This window comes from Sphingobium sp. TKS (assembly GCF_001563265.1).
Taxonomy (GTDB): domain Bacteria; phylum Pseudomonadota; class Alphaproteobacteria; order Sphingomonadales; family Sphingomonadaceae; genus Sphingobium.
Window position 1 is genome coordinate 3,577,639 of sequence record NZ_CP005083.1, and the last position, 19,133, is coordinate 3,596,771.

Below are 19,133 nucleotides of genomic sequence, written 5' to 3' on the forward strand. Positions count from 1 at the left end.
GCGGAAGCTGGAAGAGCGAAGGAGGCAGATGCGCGCCGGCTGAACCGCGCGCATCGGGTCGCCAACCCGGCCGCTCCTCCAGACTCCGCATCGGGCCAACGCCATCCGGGGGGAAGGGCGGCGTTCAGCGCGACGCAATCAGAACGGGCTGCTCGGCGCCTGCCTGCGCCAGCGTCTGTGCCCGATGGTCCGTACGAAGCCGGTTCAGCATATCGTCCCGTTCCCAGGCATCGTTGGCGACGATGATCCACGCCTCGAACCTGGAAGCCGCGCCGATTTGCGGCGGCAACGGCGTCAACCGCCCCATGGTCTTGACCGCCCGCATCGATATCCGGTCGATGGAACGAGACGACGAAGGCTGGGCAAGGGCGATGGCCTGGGGCCGCCCCTCATCATCCAGACGGAACTGAACCCGGGCATAGCCGGTCGCGCTATGGTCGGAAGCCAGATTGGCGGTCCGGCGAATGCTGCTGGTCAGCCGGTTCGCGGTCCGATTCTGCCATTTCTCGTACGTCATTTCCTTTTCCGGCGACGCCACCACGGTCAGTTGGTCGCCTGGCTGTCTGGCACTAACCCCTGTTGACAGCAGCAGGGACGAGCAAAGCGCCAAAATCAAGGGCTTGGCATGCATGAGAGCCTCCTCTGCGATGATGTAGGATTATGATTGGAGCGGCTGCGGCGGCATCTGGCCGGCCGAAAAGCTGCGGGACTTTATATATTACAAAGACGATCGATTGAGTAACCAATATAAATGAATGATCTCATCGGCATACATAATATTTCAAACCTGGGCCATCCTGTCCCATTTTGAAGCATCGTTTCCGCGCCGTCGCAGCACCCTTCGGCAAGTCGTTTCAATCAAGGCATTTTGCGAGGGCGGCCGATAACGCTCCGGCGCATCGACTCGGGCTTCAGAGGAACGGTGCGTGACGGAAGGAGTCAGCCCGCCGCGATGCTCAAGCCCACCGCCTCCGCCACCTTTATCCCATCGATCGCGGCGGAGAGAATGCCGCCCGCATAGCCCGCCCCCTCCCCGGCGGGATAAAGGCCCGCAACATTGAGGCTCTGATGATCCTTGCCCCGCGTGATGCGGATCGGGGAGGAGGTGCGGGTTTCCACCCCCGTCATCACGGCGTCGGGATGGTCGTAATTGGCGATCTGCCGCCCGAAGACGGGGATCGCCTCATGGAATGCCTCCAGCACGAATTCGGGCAGGCAGCGCGAGAGGTCGGTCAGGGTCACGCCCGGCTTGTAGGACGGAATGACCTCGCCCAACTCGCTCGAAGCGCGGCCCTCAAGGAAATCCCCCACCTTCTGTCCCGGCGCATGGTAGGAGGAACCGCCCGCGACAAAGGCCATGCTTTCCCAATGACGCTGCAATTCGATCCCCGCCAGCGGCCCGCCGGGATAGTCCCGCTCCGGATCGATGCCGACCACCAGGCCAGAATTGGCGTTGAACTCGGCCCGTGAATATTGGCTCATGCCGTTGGTGACGACGCGCCCCTCCTCCGAAGTCGCCGCAACCACCCGTCCACCAGGACACATGCAGAAGCTGTAGACCGTCCGCCCATTGGCGCAATGATGGGCAAGGCTATAGGCCGCCGCGCCCAACACCGGATGCCCCGCGCAATTGCCGTAGCGCGCGCGGTCGATCCAGCTTTGCGGATGCTCGATGCGCACGCCGATGGAAAAGGGTTTCGGCTCGATATGCACGCCGCGCCGGTGCAGCATCTCGAAGGTCGGGCGGGCGCTGTGGCCCACCGCCAGCACGACATGGTCCGTCTCGATGAAACCGCCGTCCGCCAGATGCAGCCCGCGCAGCTTCTGCATGCCCTCGCCCTGCCGTTCCAGTTCCAGTTCATCAACCCGGTGCTGCCAGCGATATTCGCCGCCCAGCCCCTCGATCTGGCGGCGCATGGATTCAACCATGGAGACGAGGCGGAAAGTCCCGATATGCGGATGCGCTTCGGTCAATATGTCATCGGGCGCACCCGCGGCGACGAATTCTTCCAGCACCTTGCGGCCCAGAAAGCGCGGATCCTTCACCCGGCAATAAAGCTTGCCGTCGGAGAAGGTGCCCGCCCCGCCCTCCCCGAACTGCACATTGCTGTCGGGATTGAGTTCGGCGCGGCGCCACAGACCCCAGGTATCCTTGGTCCGCTCCCGCACCACCTTGCCCCGGTCGAGGATGATCGGGCGAAAGCCCATTTGCGCGAGGATCAGTCCCGCAAACAGTCCGCACGGTCCCGCACCGATCACGACGGGCCGCTTGCCCGACCAGCCCTGCGGCGCCCTCGCCACGAATTTGTAGTCGGTGTCCGGGCGCAGACGGACGTCATGATCCTTGGCGAAGCGCTCCAGCACCTCCGCCTCGTCCGTCACTTCGACATCGACGGTGTAGACGAGCTGGATCGCATTTTTGCGTCGCGCATCATTGCCCCGGCGCACCACGGCATGGCTCAACAGTTGCTGCGGCGCGAGATCCAGCCGCTCGCAAATGGCGGCAGGCATCGCCTCGGCGGGATGGTCGAGGGGCAGTTTCAATCCGGAAAGGCGCAACATTCGCCTGCCCCTAAACCTATTAGCGAGTCGGCTCCAGTCCTCCTTGGATCATCTCTCCCATCGTCGTTCCCGCTGGGGCGGGAACCCATCTCCCATAAGAATAGACTTGATGCAGCGTCGGAGATGGATTCCCGCCTTCGCGGGAATGACGATTGAATTAGAACCGGGCGCGCACCCCACCATAGAACGCCCGCCGCTCGACAGGATAAAAGGCGACGCTACCTTCATTCACCAGAGTTGCCGGATTGTCCGGCACATAGCGAACCAGAGCGCTGATATCCCCCACAGCCCGCTCGCCGGTCAGATTGCGGGCATCGAGGAACAGGGTGACACCCGGCTTCACCTCTGCCTGCGCCCCAAGGTTCAGCGTGGCGTAATCGCCCACCCGTTTCGTGTTGGCATAGTCCACCCAGGCACCCTGCGGCAGCCATTCGACCGCCGGCGAGACGCTGAACCGCTCCGTCCCCAGCTTCAGCTCCGCCCGGTAAAAATGGCGCGGCACCACCGGCAAGCGGTTATTGCCGAACTGCTCATCGTCGCGGAAGCGGAAATCGCTATATTGATAGACCTGCCGCAGCATCGCCCAGGGCGCCAGCGCAAGGTCCAGCCCCGCCTCAATCCCCTGATGCCGCGTGCGGCCTGCATTGAAAGTCGCGGCGGGAATAGCGCTGTCGCCCGCGCCATATTGCAACATCTCGCCACGAAGATCGGCCCGATAGATGCTGATGTCCCAATGGGCCATGCCAAGCGTCCCACGGGTGCCGATCTCCCCTGTCCATGCCTTTTGCGGCTGAAGGGGGACAAAGCCGACGGCCAGCGTATCAAACTGTGTCTGCCCCAATTCGATAAAGCCCGGCAGCTCCACCGACCGGCTATAATTCGCATAGAATTGCACCGTCTGCGCGGGCTCGAACAACAGCCCGAATTTCGGGGCGAAGGCATCGAACGACGCATCCCCGCTCCTTACCGGGGCGAAACGATTGTCGAGCCGCCGCTCGCCATGGGTATAGATGCCGCCCGCGATCAGCCACAGCCCTGCAATCGGTGCGATCCGCGCCTCGCCATAGCTGTTGATCGTCTGCGCCCGCGCCTTCTGATAGGAGGTCGGCGCGCCGGGCCTGCCGTTCAGATTGACGAACTGCCGGAATTTGCCCTGCCCGAAGCGCGCCTGGCTACCCAGCGTCAATTCGACCGGCAGCCCGCCCAGATCCCCTGCCAGATCAAGGCTGGCGAAGACGCCGCGATCCTTCGACTTCTGGTCGACGAGCTGATAGATCGGATGGTTGAGCGCCTTGGCATTATAATAGACCCCGAAGGCCAGCTCGCCGCCGTCAAGCTGAACCGTGGTGCGGTTCTGCAAGCGGATCGAATCGATATTGCGCGCCTGATCGCCAGCGAAATTGCCCTTGGCCGGATGGTTCAGCGCATCGCTTTCATTGAGCGCGCCCGACAGTTTCTGCCGGATCGTTTGCGCGCTGGCGTAGAAGCGCGTCTCCACCCGGTCATTGAGCTTCAACCCGACATTGCCGTTGAAGCGCAGCGCCTTGCGCCGCCCATGAGCGCGATCGCCATCGGACCGATCGGCGGTGACGGCCGCCCAGGCATCGCCCCGCTCATCGGCATAGCCGTAGGCCGCCTTGGCCCGCAGCGTATCGAACGACCCGCCATCGACCCGCAGCTCGGCCCCCGGAGCCGTTCGCCCGGTCGGCGTCACCGCATTGATCGCCCCGCCCAGCGTCGACCCGCCTCGCCGCAGCGCATTGCCGCCGCGATAAACCTCCAGATGCTGGAAGATCTGCGGGTCCAGCTCCTGAAAATCGCCATTGTCGTCGGCCATGTTGATGGGGATGCCGTCCTGCAACAGCGTCAGCCCGCGCATATGATAGCCACGCGACAGGCCGGACCCGCGAATGGAAATCCGCACCTCCTGCCCGAAGCGCGGCTGGGTATAGACGCCGGGCGAAAAGCTCAGCGCATCGCGCAGGGAAACGGCCAGCTTGTCTTCGAAATCCTCGGCGGACACGACATCGATCCCGCCGGGCGTGCGGGCGACTTTCGCCGCGGCCTCCTCGACCACGGGGCTGGCGGTGACGATGATCCGGCTTTGCTCGGCCACCTCATCGGCCAGAGCGGGAGAAGATAGCGAGCAGGCAAGCGCACACAGCGAAACGCCGCGCGAAATGGAAAAAACGGACATGAAAAAACAACCTTACTGAAAAAGCACGAGAAACAGCGGATTCAGAAGGTGGCGGGCGGTCCCGAAGAAGGCGGCGGCGGTGCGGCCAGCCGCGCGATCAGCCCGGTCTTGAGCGCGAAGGCGATCGGCCCGAAGCCAAGCTGCCAGACCGGCAGCGGCAGATCGGCCAGCGCGAGCGGCGGCACCACCGGCTGAACGGACGCGGCAAAGGGGCAATGCTGCTGCCCCGCCATGCCGTCATCCGGCGCGTGATCCTTGGCGGGAGCCTGCCCCCGGTCGACCACGATATTGACCGCGCCCTGCCCCGTGCAAAGCGTCACCACGACGCCCCGATCGGTCCGCACCGGCATGAAGCCCGAGGGCGCAACAAGCTGAATCGCCAGCACGAGCAGAGCCAGCGCGGCCAGCAGGCCTTTCGCCAATTCCGATCGTCTGACTGCCCCCATCATGGCGCCAAGCCCTAGCGGCGACGGCCCGCCCTGTCACTAGGACAAAAGGGCCACGGGCCGCACACTCACCTTGACGTAAACGTAAGGCAGCGTTACATCACCCGGCATGGACAAACGCACCAGCATCGCCGGCATCGAACTCCCCGATCACAGCGACCGGCAATCTTACACCATCACCGACCTGTCCGAGGAGTTCGGCGTCACCGCCCGCGCCCTGCGCTTCTACGAGGATGAAGGGCTGATCGCGCCGGAACGGCAAGGCCTGGCCCGCATCTATTCGCGCCGCGACCGCGCCCGGCTGGCGTGGATATTGCGCGGCAAGCGGGTGGGCTTCAGCCTGTCCGACATTCGCGAGATGATCGACCTCTACGATGCCGACGAGGGACATGAGGAGCAGCGCCGCGTCACCATCGCCAAGTGCAAGGCGCGCATCGACCTTCTGACCCGCCAGAAAGACGATATCGATGCCGCCATCGCGGAACTCTCCCAGTTCGTGACCGTCCTCGACAGATAATCCCCCTCACCAGAACAGAATCGTCCGGAGAAGATCATGCCCAGCTATACCGCCCCCGTCCGCGACACCCGCTTCGTGCTCGACCATGTGCTGGGGCTGGACCGCTACACCAATCTGCCCGGTTTCGAAAATGCGACCGCGGATCTGGTCGAGGCGATCCTGACCGAAGGCGGCAAGATCGCCGCCGAAGTCCTCTTCCCCTTGAACGCCGTGGGCGACAAGGAAGGCTGCACCCGCCACCCGGACGGCAGCGTCACCACGCCGACCGGCTTCAAGGCGGCCTATGACGCCTATGTCGAGGGCGGCTGGACCACGCTGCATGCGCCGGTCGAATATGGCGGGCAGGGTCTGCCCCATGTCGTGGCGACGGCGGTCAGCGAATATATACTCTCGGCCAACCACAGCTTCGAAATGTATCATGGCCTGACCAGCGGGGCCGTGGCCGCCCTGATCGCCAAGGGCAGCGAAGAGCAGAAGCAGACTTACCTCCCCAATATGGTGTCGGGCCGATGGACCGGGACGATGAACCTGACGGAACCGCATTGTGGCACCGATCTCGGCCTCATCAAGACCAAGGCCGTACCCCAGCAGGACGGCAGCTTCACGATCAGCGGGACCAAGATCTTCATTTCGGCGGGCGAGCATGACCTGGCGGAAAACATCATCCACCTCGTCCTTGCCAAGACTCCCGACGCGCCGGAGGGCAGCAAGGGAATCTCGCTGTTCGTCGTCTCGAAATTCCTCGTGAAGGAGGATGGATCGCTGGGTGAACGCAATGCGGTTTCCTGCGGCTCGCTGGAACATAAGATGGGCATTCACGGCAATGCCACCTGCGTCATGAACTATGACGGCGCGACCGGCTGGCTGGTGGGCGAGGAGAATAAGGGTCTGGCCGCCATGTTCATCATGATGAACGCGGCGCGGCTGGGGGTTGGTCTCCAGGGTCTGGGCCAAGCGGAAATCGCCTATCAGAACGCCGCCGCCTATGCGCATGACCGGCGCCAGGGCCGGGCGCTGACCGGCCCCAAGGAGCCGGAGGAAAAGGCCGACACCCTGTTCGTCCACCCCGATGTGCGCCGGATGTTGATGGAGGGCAAGGCGCTGACCGAAGGGCTGCGCGCGCTGATGCTCTGGGGCGCGCTTCAGGTCGACCTCTCCCACCATGCCGCCACGGAAGAAGAACGTCAGGCGGCCGACGACCTCGTCCAACTGCTGACCCCGGTGATCAAGGGCTATGGCACGGACAAGGGCTTCGATGTCGCCGTGACGGCGCAGCAGGTGTTCGGCGGTCATGGCTACATCTGGGAAAATGGCGTCGAACAATATGTCCGCGACGCCCGCATCGCCCAGATTTACGAGGGCACCAACGGCATACAGGCGATGGACCTTGTCGGGCGCAAGCTGCCCATGAACGGCGGCCGGGCGCTCCAGGCCTTCCTCAAGATCATCGCGGATGAGGTGGCGGCAGCCAAGGCCGACGAAAAGCTCGCACCCCTGGCCGAAGCGCTGGAAAAGGCGAGCGGCCAGCTTGGCGCCGCGACCATGTGGTTGATGCAGAATGCAATGAAGAATCCTGACAATGCCGGGGCGGGCGCGGTGCACTATATGCACATATTGGGGATCGTCGCGACGGGCCTGATGTGGCTGCGCATGGCCAGGGCGGCTACGGCCCAGATCGCGGCAGGCTCGGAGGATGCCAAATTCCATGAAGCCAAGCTGGTGACGGCCCGCTTCTTTGCGGAACGCATCATGCCCGACGCCGGCGCGCTCCGCCGCAAGATCGAGGGCGGCGCGGACAGCCTGATGGCGCTGGATCCGGAGATGTTCCTGGCGGCTTGAAGCGTCGCGGGATGCAAGACGCTCCGCTCGGCCAGCCGCAGCGGAGCGTTCTTTTTCCGGGCCGCCAAAGAGCGGGAATTGGGTGAATTCCTACCATTTAAATCCGTCATCCCAGCGCAAGCTGGGATCTCAGGCGAGAGGGCACAGCCTAGACTCACGAGATCCCAGCTTGCGCTGGGATGACGAATGTTATCGATGTCCGCCTCTGGCCATTCGCAGCCATCGCCCTTGGCTCTTCGTTTCGCCTCCCCCTCCATGCCCCATTGCACCCAGCGCCGCATAAGCCCATCAAACGGCACATGATCCAGCCAGCCACGGCCCCTCCCTCCACCAGCCGCACGTTGGGCCTTGCCGCCTGCATCGCGCTGGTCATGGGCAATATGATCGGCTCCGGCGTGTTCCTGCTCCCCGCCTCGCTCGCGCCCTTCGGCTGGGATGCGGTGGCGGGATGGGTGTTCACCATCGCCGGATCGCTCATCCTCGCCTATGTCATCGCGCGGCTGACGGTGCTGATGCCCGATGCCGGCGGCACAGCGCAGTTCATCACCCGCGCCTATGGGCCGCTCGCCGGTTTCGCGATCGGCTGGATCTACTGGATTTCGGTGATCTTCACCAATGTCACCATCGCGGTCGCCGCCACCGCCAATCTCAGCAGCATCCTGCCCGCGCTCAACCGCCCCGGCATGGGGGCGCTCGTCTCGATCGCCTTTCTTTGGCTAACCACCGGCATCAACCTGATCGGTGCGCGGGCCGCGGGCGTGACTCAACTCGCCACCACCGCGATCAAGCTGATACCGATCATCCTGGTCTTCCTCCTGCTCGCCCTGATGCTGGGCAGCGGCAAGGCGGAGGTCGCGCCCTTTCCCGCCCAAGGCTTCACCAGCGCCGGCATCACCGCCTCGGCGGCGTTGACGCTCTGGGCGCTATTGGGCTTCGAATCCGCCAGCGTCGCCGCCGACAAGGTGCGCGATCCCGCCCGGACCATCCCCCGCGCCACGCTGATCGGCACGGCGGTGACGGGCCTTATCTATCTGCTGGTTTGCTCCGGCATAGCGCTCACCCTGCCCGCGGCGGAAAGTCAGTCAGGCTCGCCCTTCGCCGCCTTCGTCGCTCATTATTGGTCGCCCGGCCCGGCGCATTTCATCGCCGCCTTCGCCACGATCAGTTGTCTTGGCGCGCTCAACGGCTGGACACTGCTGCAAGGCGAAGTGCCGCTCGCCATGGCGCGGGGCGGCGAATTGCCGTGCTGGCTGGCCGGGACCAACCGCCAAGGCACCCCAGTCCGCGCACTGCTGCTGTCCTGCGTGCTGGGAACATTGATGCTGATCGCCAACAGCCTGCAAGGACTGGTCGCGCTGTTCACTGCCATGGCGCTGCTGTCGACATCGGCCACGCTCTGGCTGTATGTCGGCTGCGCCCTGGCGGCGTTGCGGTTCCGGCTGGTGGTGCTGGCGGCGCTGGTGGGGCTGGCTTATGCGCTCTGGACGCTCTGGGGCGCGGGATTGGTGCCGAGCGGGGCGAGTTTTCTGCTGATGGCGGGGGGTTTTCCCTTCTACGCCTGGGCGAGATGGGAAGCGAAGAAAACAGCCTAACTATGCGATCCGCGCTCCCGCCCCCAGGAGCCTCAATCCCCCCACATTTCCTTGAGCTTGCTGAAAAATCCGGTCGACTGCGGGCATTCCTCGCCGGTTTCCGTCTCGCGGAAGGCTTCCAGCAATTCCCGCTGCTTCGCAGTCAATCTGGTCGGGGTTTCTACATCGACCTGAATCACCAGATCGCCCTGCCCCCGCCCGTTGAGCACGGGCATGCCCGCCCCACGCTGGCGGATCTGCTTGCCTGACTGAATACCGCTCGGGATCTTGATTTCATGCCGCTGGCCGTCGAGACCCGGCACTTCGATCACGCCTCCCAACGCCGCCGTGGTGATGCTGACCGGCGCGCGGGCAAACAGGGTCGTCCCGTCCCGCTCGAAGATCGAGTGCCGCTTCACATGCAGGAAAATATAGAGATCGCCCGCAGGCGCCCCGCGCGCGCCCGCCTCGCCCTCGCCCGACAGGCGGATGCGCGTGCCTTCATCGACACCGGCGGGGATGCTGACGGAAAGCGTCTTGGGCTTGTCCACCCGCCCTTCGCCCCGGCACGAACGGCAGGGGCTTTCAATCACCTGTCCCGCGCCATGGCAGGACGGACAGGTCCGCTCGACCACGAAAAAGCCCTGCTGCGCCCGCACCTGGCCATGACCATGACAGGTGCCGCAGCCCTTGACGCCCGTCCCCGGCTGCGCGCCGGAACCGTCGCAGCTTTCGCAGGCCGCCGAAACCTCGATCTCGATCTCGGTCTTCTTGCCATGATAGGCATCGTCCAGCGTGATCTCCAGGTCATAGCGCAGGTCCGCCCCGCGCCGCTGGGCCTGTCGTCCGCCGCCGCCGAAACCGCCTGCGGCCTGACCGAAAATCGTCTCGAAAATATCGCCCAGATCGGAAAAACCGCCCGCGCCGCCGCGTCCGCCGCCAAAGCCGCCCGGACCGCCATTCTGGAACGCCGCATGACCGAAACGGTCATAGGCCGCGCGCTTCTGCGGGTCTTTCAGGCACTCATAGGCTTCGGAAACGGCCTTGAACTTGGCCTCGCTGTCAGTGCAGCCCCCGGTCTTGTCCGGGTGATATTTCATCGCCAGCTTGCGATAGGCGCTCTTGATAGCCCCGGCATCCGCCGTGCGTTCGACTTCAAGCAGTTCGTAATAATCGATTTCGGTGCTCATTTCGCCCCCGGCGTCCCTGCCCCATCATGACCACAGCAGCCATGACGGGGCAAGCACATCAGCTTACGCCTTGTTGTCGTCCACTTCCGAGAATTCGGCATCGACGACATCATCGTCCGCCTTAGGCGCGTCCGCACCCGGAGCAGCCGCAGCCGCCTGCTCCTTCTCATAAATGGCCTGACCCAGCTTCATGGCGACCTGCGCCAGTTCCTGCGCCTTGGCCTTCATCGCCTCGGCATCGCCGCTTTCAACCGCCGACTTGGTGGCGGCGATGGCGGTTTCGATTTCCGACTTCAGGCCAGCGTCCACCTTGTCGCCATGCTCGGAAAGCTGCTGCTCGGTGGTGTGGATCAGGCTCTCGGCATTGTTCTTCGCCTCGGCCGATTCGCGCTTCTTCTTGTCCTCTTCCGCGAAACGCTCGGCATCCTTGACCATCTGGTCGATGTCGGCGTCCGACAGACCGCCCGACGCCTGAATGCGGATCTGCTGTTCCTTGCCGGTGCCCTTGTCCTTGGCATGGACGTTGACGAGGCCGTTGGCGTCGATGTCGAAGGTGACTTCGATCTGCGGCACGCCGCGCGGCGCGGGCGGGATGCCGACCAGATCGAACTGGCCGAGCAGCTTGTTGTCCGCCGCCATTTCACGCTCGCCCTGGAACACGCGGATCGTCACCGCCTGCTGATTGTCGTCGGCGGTCGAATAGACCTGCGACTTCTTGGCGGGGATGGTGGTGTTGCGGTCGATCATGCGGGTGAACACGCCGCCCAGCGTCTCGATGCCGAGACTCAGCGGGGTAACGTCGAGCAGCAACACGTCCTTGACGTCGCCCTGCAACACGCCAGCCTGGATCGCCGCGCCCATGGCGACCACTTCGTCCGGGTTGACGCCGGTATGCGGTTCCTTGCCGAAGAAGTCCTTCACGGCTTCGCGCACCTTGGGCATGCGGGTCATGCCGCCGACGAGGACGACTTCGCTGATCTCGGCCGCCGAAACGCCCGCATCGGCCAGCGCCTTCTTGCACGGTTCCATGGTCCGCTTGATGAGGTCGGCCACCAGCCGCTCCAGGTCGGAACGGGTGATGTTCTTCACCAGATGCTTGGGGCCGTTCTGGTCGGCGGTGATGAAGGGCAGGTTGACTTCGGTCGACTGGGCCGAGGACAGCTCTATCTTCGCCTTTTCAGCGGCTTCCTTCAGACGCTGGAGCGCCAGCTTGTCCTTGGTGAGGTCGATGCCCTCTTCCTTCTTGAAGTCGGCGGCCAGATATTCGACCAGCTTGGCGTCGAAATCCTCGCCACCCAGGAAGGTGTCGCCATTGGTCGACTTCACCTCGAACACGCCATCGCCAATCTCCAGGATCGAGATGTCGAAGGTGCCGCCGCCAAGGTCATAGACCGCGATGGTCTTGCCATCCTGCTTCTCAAGCCCATAGGCCAGCGCAGCCGCGGTCGGCTCGTTGATGATGCGCAGCACTTCCAAGCCAGCGATCTGGCCGGCGTCCTTGGTTGCCTGACGCTGGGCGTCGTTGAAATAGGCCGGAACGGTGATGACCGCCTGCGTGACCGTCTCGCCCAGATAGCTCTCGGCGGTTTCCTTCATCTTCTGGAGGGTGAAGGCGGAAATCTGCGAAGGCGAATAATCCTTGCCGCCGGCATTGACCCAGGCGTCGCCGTTCGGACCCTTGGCGATGCTGTAGGGCACCAGCTCCATGTCCTTCTTGGTCATCGGATCATCGAAGCGGCGGCCGATCAGGCGCTTCACCGCGAAAACCGTATTGTCCGGATTGGTCACGGCCTGACGCTTTGCAGGCTGACCGATCAGGCGCTCGCCATCCTTGGTGAAGGCGACGATCGACGGCGTGGTCCGCGCGCCTTCCGCATTTTCGATGACCTTGGGCTTGCCGCCGTCCATCACGGCGACGCAGCTATTGGTGGTGCCAAGGTCGATACCGATTACTTTTGCCATCTTGTCCTCTTTGAACCCCAAATCACATTCAGCGGTTGACGGCCCCATACCTCACGAAAGCGCCAAGGCAAGGCCGTTTGCGAAAGGGATATAGGCGCGCTTTCGCTTGGCACAAGAAGCTGCCAGCATTAGCTAGTCAATCGACCGGAAACGAGACAGTCACGAAGGCCTTCCCCATGCGCGCTTATTTCTCCCTTATCACCCTCGCTCCCCTTGCCCTGTCGGCCTGCGGCGATCCAGCGCCCACCTATGTCGATCAGGCCTGGGTGCGTCTCAGCCCCAATAAGGACACCCCCTCGTCCGGTTATTTCGTCGCCCATGGTGGCGATGCGGACACGGCCCTGCGCGGCGTGCTGACCGACTATGCCCTGAAGGTGGAGATGCATGAGAGCATGAGCGAGGGCGGGAAGATGACGATGAAGCCGCTCGACAGCGTCCCCATCCCCGCCAAGTCGAAGGTCGCCTTCGCGCCCGGCGGCAAGCATCTGATGCTCTGGGGCGTGAACGACACGGCGATCAGCCGGGGCAAGATGACGCTGACCTTCCTGCTCGCCAATGGCGACCGCCTGCTGGTCGACGCGATGATCCAGAAGCCCGGCGCGGCCACCCCTGCACACAAGCCAGAGGAGCATAAGGCGCATTGACCGGCCGGCCGCTGACGGCGGCGGAAACCGCCCTGGCCCGCTCGATCTTCGCAGATGCGATCGATTATGACCGGGTGCGGGTACATAACCGCAAATGGTGGCTCTTCCAGCCCCGGCAAGTCACCATGTCGCCCGATGGCGACCTCTGGTTCCATCCGGCTGGCGGTCTGTTCTGCGCGGATTTCTGCGACAGCCCGCTGCATATCCAGGGGCATTTCATCCATGAGATGACCCATGTCTGGCAGGCGCAGCGGGGCGGCAAATGGTATCTGCCGCTGATGCGCCACCCCTTCTGCCGCTACGGCTATGAGATCGTGCCGGGGCGGCCCTTCCACCGTTATGGGTTGGAACAGCAGGCGGAAATCGCGCGCCATGCCTTTCTGCTGCGGCAAGGGGTTCGCGTGGATGGCAAGCCGCCCTTGCCGGTCTATGAGGCGCTGCTGCCCTTCACGACGGTTTAGGGTGGATAAGGGACGTTCTGTTTCGCGCTGTTTTCTTGAAGTACACCGTGTTCCTGCGAAGGCAGGAGCCCAGTTCCTACGGTGCGATGATCCACAAGCGGCGGAACTGGGTTCCTGCCTTCGCAGGAACACGGATCAATCAATGGCAGCTAATGGCCAAAACCCGCCACCATTTCCCTCATCTTAACTGCACCGCCCCCACGCCTGGCACGCCTGTTCCCCCGCGCCATCCTGTGCCATGATCGCGGGATGATGCGCGCGCCCACCGCCCTTCTGCCTCTCGTTGCCTTCCTGGCCAGCCCTGCATGGGCGCAGAACCCCGAACGCGTGGGCCATTATTATCTGCGCGGGGTGATGGAGACAGGCTCTGAACTGATGCTCCATCCGGACGGCCGTTTTCAATGGTATCTGGTCTATGGCGCGCTCGACCTCTTCGCGGAGGGCAAATGGAACGAGAAGGACGGCACCGTCATCCTCACCGCCGAAAAGACCAAGGATGTGCCCGAACCCGGCTTCCAGACCCTCGCTTTGACCATCAAGGACAAGGCGCTGGTGCCGCCGGACGGGCATGGCGCCTATGTCCGTCCTGCCGACGACAAGGATTGAACCGCTACCGCCTCTGAGCGATCGGCTTTATCGGACGGCAGCCTCCAGCAACCGGATCGTTCCCGCGTCGGCGTCGATTTCCGCCCGGCACCCGACCGGCAGGCTGAACTGGCTGGCGACATGCCCGAACAGCGCGCCCTGAAAAGCCGGAACCCCAAGCGCGCCCAAATGCTGCTGCAACACCTCCGACAGCGTAAAGCCACCGTAAGACGCCCCGCTCGGACCGCAATCGGTGCACTGCCCGAACACCACGCCCGCTACCTTGCCCAGCACCCCGGCAAGCGACAACTGCGTCAGCATCCGGTCGATCCGGTAGGGCTGCTCGCTGACATCCTCGATAAACAGGATCACGCCCTCGAAATCCGGCACCCAGGGTGTGCCCATCAGCGTCGAGAGCACGGTCAGGTTCCCGCCCAGCAACCGCCCGCTCGCCTTCCCGCCCCGGAAGGTCCGGATACGTCCGCTCCGCTGCACCAGCCGGTCTTCATGCCCATCCGGATTGGCGAGCAAGGGCGTCGCCCCGTCGAAAGCAATGGCCCGAAAAGCATCCCAGGAAAAGCGCGGCCAACTACTCGCCGCATTGGGCCCATGGATGGTGACGAACCCCGCCCGCGCCGCAAAGGCGAGATGCAGGGCAGTGATGTCGGAAAAGCCGATCAGCAGCTTGGGATTGGCCCTGATCGTCTTGAAATCCAGATAGGGCAGAACCCGCGCGCAACCCCATCCACCCCGCGTCGCGAACACGGCCCGCACCTGCGGATCGGCGAACATCGCGTTGATATCCGCCGCCCGGTCCGCATCCGTCCCCGCCAGATAGCCGTTGCGTTCGACCAGATGCTTCGCCGGTTTCGGCACCAGCTCCATGGCGACGATCGTCTCCTTGACCAGATCGAGGTCGAATGCGTCATCGGTAAAGCCCGCCGGCTCGACCAGCCCCACCGTGTCGCCAGGACGCAGCCGGGCCGGCTTCACCACCCCGGCCGGAACCGCCGCCAAAGCCCTGGGCGCCGCCATCGCCACCCCCAGCAAGGCTATCGACGTCCGCCGGTCCAGCTTCAAAAGCCGCTTCCATTCTTGCGGCGATAGGCTCCCTTGACCCATTGCATGTCGATATCGGGATAGTGCGCATCCCCCAGCGGAACGCGCCCTACCGCCACGAAAACGCAATCTTCGCCGCTCTCGTTGACCAGATGGTGACCATTGGGATCGCCCTTCGCGAAAGACGCCATGTCGCCGCCGCGCAGCGTGGTCCGGCTCCCCTCCTCGACCAGAACCGCCTCGCCACTCAACATGACGACGAACTCGTCCTCATCCTCGTGCCAATGCCGCTGGGAGGATGCCGCACCAGGCTTGAGCACCACATGGCTGACGCCGAAATCGGCAAGGCCGGTCGCGGGACCGAGCTTGCGCACCCAACGTTCCGCCACTGCATCCGCATATTCCGGCGGATAGCCGGTCCGATTGGTCTGTTCGATGGCCGCAAGGTCGATCTTGGGCATGATACGTCCTCCTGCTGGCAAAGCCGCTTCGTTTTCGTGCCGCCTTCCGCCGCATTTTGCGAGCCGTCGGCTGTCCAGCCGGCTTCAAAATGCTTTGCCTTTTCTGCCGCATTTTGCGAGCCGCCGACTGTTCCAGCCGGCTTCAAAATGCTCTAACGCAACCCCATGACCAAGACCAGCACCGATGCCGACCCGATCATCATAGCCGAGAAGCTGATCGCCTGCCCGTCCGTCACGCCTGCCACGGGCGAGGTCTTCGCGGTGCTGGAGGCGATGCTGAAACCCCTGGGCTTCACCGTCGACCGCTTCGTGACCGGCGAGGCGCCCGACGGCCCGGTGGAAAATCTGCTGGCCTGGCGGACGACCGGGCCAGGCAGGCATTTCGCCTTCGCCGGGCATCTGGACGTGGTCCCGCCGGGCAATGGCTGGACCAGCGATCCCTTCCAGCCGGAAAGGCGCGGCGAGTTGCTCTACGGCCGCGGCGCGGTGGATATGAAGGGCGCCATCGCCGCCTATGTCGCCGCGCTGCATGACCTGCCCGAAGACCTGCCCGGCACGATCAGCCTGATCATCACCGGCGATGAGGAAGGCGCGGCGGTCTACGGCACGCTCGCGCTGATGGATCGCATGGCCGCCCATGGCCTGCGCCCCGATCTCTGCCTGGTGGGCGAGCCGACTTCCTCGCAGCGGCTGGGCGACGTCATCAAGATCGGCCGTCGCGGCTCGGTCAATATGTGGATCAATGTGCAGGGCGTGCAGGGCCATGTCGCCTATCCCCACCTGGCCGACAATCCGGTCCCGCGCCTCGTCCGCATCCTGTCGGCCATCGACGCCATCGTGCTGGACGAAGGCAATGACTGGTTCCAGGCCAGCAATATCGAGATCACCAATCTCGACGTCGGCAATCCCACCACCAACGTCATCCCCGCCGCCGCACAGGCGCGCATCTCGATCCGCTTCAACAATGAACATAGCGGCGCGGAACTGGTGGAACGCATCACCGCGCTCGCCGCAACCGAAGGCGGCACGGTGGAAGCCAAGATCAGCGGCGAACCCTTCCTGACCGAACCGGGCATATTGTCGGATCTGGTCGCAGGCGCGATCCGCGAAGTCACCGGCGTGGAGGCGGAACTGTCCACAACCGGCGGCACGTCCGATGCCCGTTTCCTTTCACGCCTTTGCCCGGTGGTGGAATTCGGCCTCAACAATGCGACCATGCACAAGCTGGATGAAGCCGTGGCCCTGGCCGATCTGCACGACCTTACGGAAATCTATCGGCTGGTGACTGTGCGGGCCTTAGGGGGTTAAAAACCTGTCCTGAACGCAAATATCCGATTTAGACCGACCGGCGCTCGACCATCGGTACAAAGGCAAAGCGGGCGAGATAATCCTCCTCGCCCGTAGGCCGCGCCAGATGATAGCCCTGGAACAGGGTGCAGCCGATCACGCGCAGCATCTCCATCTGCGCCTCGGTCTCCACGCCCTCGACCACCACCTCCATGCCCAGACCCTGAATCAGTCCGACGACCGCGCTGCAAATCGTGCGCGCTTCGGCCGAAACGGCGATGTCGCGGACCAGCGAACGGTCGATCTTCACCCGGTCGACGGGCAGTTCCCGCAATCGCGACAGGTTGGAATAGCCCGTTCCGAAATCGTCGATGGCTACGCGCACGCCATCACGCCTCAGGGCGCTCAACTGATCGAGCGTCCACGCCTTCATGTCCATCGCCAGCGATTCGGTGATTTCCAGTTCCAGCATGATCGCCGGAGTCTGATGCGCGTCCATAGCGTGGCGCAGGCGCAGGAAGAAATCCGCCTGCCCCAGTTCCCGTGAAGAGATGTTGATCGCGATACGCTGCGCGATCCCGCTCCGCGCCCAGCGCGCCGCCGTTTCGCATACCCGGCCCATGACCCAGTCGCCCAGCGCCACGATCGCGCCGCTTTCCTCGGCAACGGGCACGAAAGAACTGGGCATGACCAGATCGCGTTCCGGATGCACCCATCGGACCAGCGCTTCGGCGCTGACCGCCCGGCCGCTGCCGATCTCGATCTGCGGCTGGAATTCCAGCAGGAACTCGTCGCGTTGCAGGCCCAGCAGCAGGTCTCGCTCCAGTTCGGCGCGATCGGCGGCTTCCAGCGCCAGCTCTGTGGTGAACATCTCGGCCCGGTTACGGCCCTGATGCTTGGCATGATACATGGCGATGTCAGCCGAGCGCAGCAGCGCGGGCAGCGTGTCGCCATGTTCGGGATAGCAGGCGATGCCGATCGACGCGCCCAGGTCGACATGCTGGCTGCCCAGGTCGAACCGCTCGCGCAGCGCGAACTGGATGGCGCGGGCAATCCGGCCGGCGGTTTCCAGATCGGGCAGGGCAGGCACGAACAGGGTGAATTCATCCCCCGCCAGACGGCCGATCAGGCAGTCGCCGGTCCCCGCGCTGGCCTGCGCCATGGCGACTTCACGCAGGCGCCCGGCGACGCGCGCCAGCAACTGGTCGCCCGCCGCATGGCCCAGCGTGTCGTTGACACCCTTGAACCCGTCAAGGTCGATGAAGAACAGGGCCGCCAACCCCTCTTCGCTGCGCTCGGCAAGCAGCCGTTCGACCTGCCTGCAAAAATTCGCGCGGTTGGCAAGGCCGGTCACCTGATCGAACAGGGCCAGTGCCTGGACATGGTCCAGATTGGTCCGCACCTGGCTGAACAGGCTTTCCATCGCCACGGAGAGGTCAGGCAGTTCCTGGCCGATGTCGGCAGGCACGGCGGATTGCAGGTCGCCATGCGCCGCCGCCAGCAGCCGCTCGGTCGCCCCGTCTATGGCGCTGGCAGTCGTCGCCACGGTTCGGCGGGCGGAAGCCCAGCTCAATGTGCCGCACAGGATCGCGATGATGAGGGACCGGCCAATGCCGTCGATATCCGTCGCCTGCCCTTGGCCCAGGACCAGCGACAGGATGAACACCAGCGCCCCCGCGGCGCAGGCGAAGGCAGTGGCGCGGCTTGTCAATGTCACGCCCTGCATGTGCCTCCCTACCCGTGCAGCCCGATCCCGGATCAGCCGGATATGAAGGACAGTGGTTAAGAAAAGGTCAGTGCATTGCTCAAAAAAGGGCTTATTTCTTGCGCCGCATTATCACGTAGAGCGCGCCGTCGCCGCCGTGGCGCTGATGCGCGATCCGCACGCTCGCGATGCGGTCGGCGTAGCTGCTGGTTTCCAGCCAATGGCCGATCTCGCCGCGAATGGCACCGCGACGCGATCCGCCTGAAGATGAGGTTTTTGGCGGTTTGCCGGTGACCACCAGCAATATCCGGGCGTCCCGTGCCCAGGCCGTGGCCAGCGCCTGGTTAAGCTGGGCATGGGCCGCCGCCAGGCTATGCCCGTGCAGATCTATGGCCATGTCCGGCGCCAGATTTCCGCTACGGATTCTGCGCTCCCAGCTCGAATCCAATGTCGTTGCCGGAGTACGCGCCGGGGCCGCGGCAACGGTCTGAACGGAGAGAGGCGTTAACCTTGTTGCGCCCGTCGCCTCGACCGCCACCGCCGGAAGAGCGGGCGTCCGCGCGCCGGGCCGCATCGGCCTTACCGACCGGGTCAGCGCCGTCCAGAGCGCCTGTTCTTCAGAGGTGAGATTGCGCCGGGCCATCGCA

General features: G+C 64.2%; 17 protein-coding genes. 7 read left to right on the forward strand and 10 right to left on the reverse strand.

All coding sequences use genetic code 11. From position 1 onward, the window contains the following. Nucleotides 1–124 precede the first annotated feature (124 nt). From K426_RS17635 to K426_RS17650, 4 genes are all read right to left on the reverse strand, one after another. Nucleotides 125–631, reverse strand: a complete 507-nt coding sequence (locus tag K426_RS17635; RefSeq protein ID WP_066559880.1) for a hypothetical protein — start codon at nucleotides 629–631, stop codon at nucleotides 125–127. Between the two features lie 308 nt (nucleotides 632–939). Beyond that, a complete protein-coding gene (locus tag K426_RS17640; protein WP_066559883.1) occupies nucleotides 940–2,562 on the reverse strand; it encodes an NAD(P)/FAD-dependent oxidoreductase in 1,623 nt (540 codons plus the stop codon). A 157-nt stretch (nucleotides 2,563–2,719) separates the two neighbouring features. Next, nucleotides 2,720–4,759, reverse strand: coding sequence for a TonB-dependent receptor family protein (locus K426_RS17645; protein ID WP_066559888.1), 2,040 nt, complete (start codon nucleotides 4,757–4,759; stop codon nucleotides 2,720–2,722). A 41-nt stretch (nucleotides 4,760–4,800) separates the two neighbouring features. Next, nucleotides 4,801–5,208, reverse strand: a complete 408-nt coding sequence (locus K426_RS17650) for a DUF2946 family protein (protein ID WP_066559890.1) — start codon at nucleotides 5,206–5,208, stop codon at nucleotides 4,801–4,803. A 106-nt stretch (nucleotides 5,209–5,314) separates the two neighbouring features. Here K426_RS17650 and K426_RS17655 point away from each other — a divergent pair, with 106 nt between their 5' ends. The 3 genes from K426_RS17655 to K426_RS17665 all read left to right on the forward strand — a co-directional run bounded on the left by K426_RS17655 (nucleotide 5,315) and on the right by K426_RS17665 (nucleotide 9,153). Next, complete coding sequence (locus K426_RS17655) at nucleotides 5,315–5,722, forward strand: MerR family transcriptional regulator (RefSeq protein WP_066559892.1); 408 nt, start codon at nucleotides 5,315–5,317, stop codon at nucleotides 5,720–5,722. Nucleotides 5,723–5,758: 36 nt separating this feature from the next. Continuing rightward, on the forward strand, nucleotides 5,759–7,561 hold the full coding sequence (locus K426_RS17660; protein ID WP_066559894.1) for an acyl-CoA dehydrogenase C-terminal domain-containing protein: 1,803 nt from the start codon (nucleotides 5,759–5,761) through the stop codon (nucleotides 7,559–7,561). A gap of 299 nt (nucleotides 7,562–7,860) precedes the next feature. Then, a complete protein-coding gene (locus tag K426_RS17665) occupies nucleotides 7,861–9,153 on the forward strand; it encodes an amino acid permease (protein ID WP_066559897.1) in 1,293 nt (430 codons plus the stop codon). Nucleotides 9,154–9,185: 32 nt separating this feature from the next. Here K426_RS17665 and dnaJ read toward each other — a convergent pair whose 3' ends face one another. Together dnaJ and dnaK are read right to left on the reverse strand one after the other, a co-directional pair. Further along, nucleotides 9,186–10,322 carry a molecular chaperone DnaJ gene (dnaJ, locus tag K426_RS17670; RefSeq protein ID WP_066559899.1) on the reverse strand — a complete coding sequence of 379 codons (1,137 nt, stop codon included), beginning with the start codon at nucleotides 10,320–10,322 and terminating at the stop codon, nucleotides 9,186–9,188. A 63-nt stretch (nucleotides 10,323–10,385) separates the two neighbouring features. After that, a complete protein-coding gene (gene dnaK, locus K426_RS17675; protein ID WP_066561953.1) occupies nucleotides 10,386–12,284 on the reverse strand; it encodes a molecular chaperone DnaK in 1,899 nt (632 codons plus the stop codon). A gap of 176 nt (nucleotides 12,285–12,460) precedes the next feature. Here dnaK and K426_RS17680 point away from each other — a divergent pair, with 176 nt between their 5' ends. The 3 genes from K426_RS17680 (at nucleotide 12,461) to K426_RS17690 (ending at nucleotide 13,995) form a co-directional block, all read left to right on the forward strand. Then, a complete protein-coding gene (locus K426_RS17680) occupies nucleotides 12,461–12,928 on the forward strand; it encodes a copper chaperone PCu(A)C (protein WP_066559901.1) in 468 nt (155 codons plus the stop codon). Continuing rightward, nucleotides 12,925–13,389 carry a vgr related protein gene (locus K426_RS17685; RefSeq protein WP_066559904.1) on the forward strand — a complete coding sequence of 155 codons (465 nt, stop codon included), beginning with the start codon at nucleotides 12,925–12,927 and terminating at the stop codon, nucleotides 13,387–13,389. Before K426_RS17680 ends, K426_RS17685 begins: the two co-directional genes overlap by 4 nt. Before the next feature lie 249 nt (nucleotides 13,390–13,638). Beyond that, the gene (locus K426_RS17690; protein WP_237229838.1) at nucleotides 13,639–13,995 is read left to right on the forward strand and encodes a hypothetical protein; all 357 of its coding nucleotides are present in this window, start codon (nucleotides 13,639–13,641) and stop codon (nucleotides 13,993–13,995) included. Nucleotides 13,996–14,022: 27 nt separating this feature from the next. On the opposite strand, the gene K426_RS17695 is transcribed toward K426_RS17690, so the two are convergent. After that, nucleotides 14,023–15,009 (reverse strand): S66 peptidase family protein, encoded by a 987-nt coding sequence (locus K426_RS17695; protein ID WP_066561957.1) that lies wholly within the window; start codon nucleotides 15,007–15,009, stop codon nucleotides 14,023–14,025. A gap of 41 nt (nucleotides 15,010–15,050) precedes the next feature. Next, nucleotides 15,051–15,494, reverse strand: coding sequence for a cupin domain-containing protein (locus K426_RS17700; RefSeq protein WP_066559906.1), 444 nt, complete (start codon nucleotides 15,492–15,494; stop codon nucleotides 15,051–15,053). A gap of 165 nt (nucleotides 15,495–15,659) precedes the next feature. Here K426_RS17700 and dapE point away from each other — a divergent pair, with 165 nt between their 5' ends. Then, entirely contained in the window at nucleotides 15,660–16,802 is a 1,143-nt protein-coding gene (gene dapE / locus K426_RS17705; protein ID WP_066559908.1) for a succinyl-diaminopimelate desuccinylase, read from the forward strand. A gap of 28 nt (nucleotides 16,803–16,830) precedes the next feature. Here dapE and K426_RS17710 read toward each other — a convergent pair whose 3' ends face one another. Both K426_RS17710 and K426_RS17715 read right to left on the reverse strand, forming a co-directional pair. Then, nucleotides 16,831–18,507 (reverse strand): putative bifunctional diguanylate cyclase/phosphodiesterase, encoded by a 1,677-nt coding sequence (locus tag K426_RS17710; RefSeq protein WP_066559911.1) that lies wholly within the window; start codon nucleotides 18,505–18,507, stop codon nucleotides 16,831–16,833. A 91-nt stretch (nucleotides 18,508–18,598) separates the two neighbouring features. After that, a complete protein-coding gene (locus K426_RS17715) occupies nucleotides 18,599–19,129 on the reverse strand; it encodes a Smr/MutS family protein (RefSeq protein ID WP_066559913.1) in 531 nt (176 codons plus the stop codon). Nucleotides 19,130–19,133: the final 4 nt, after the last annotated feature.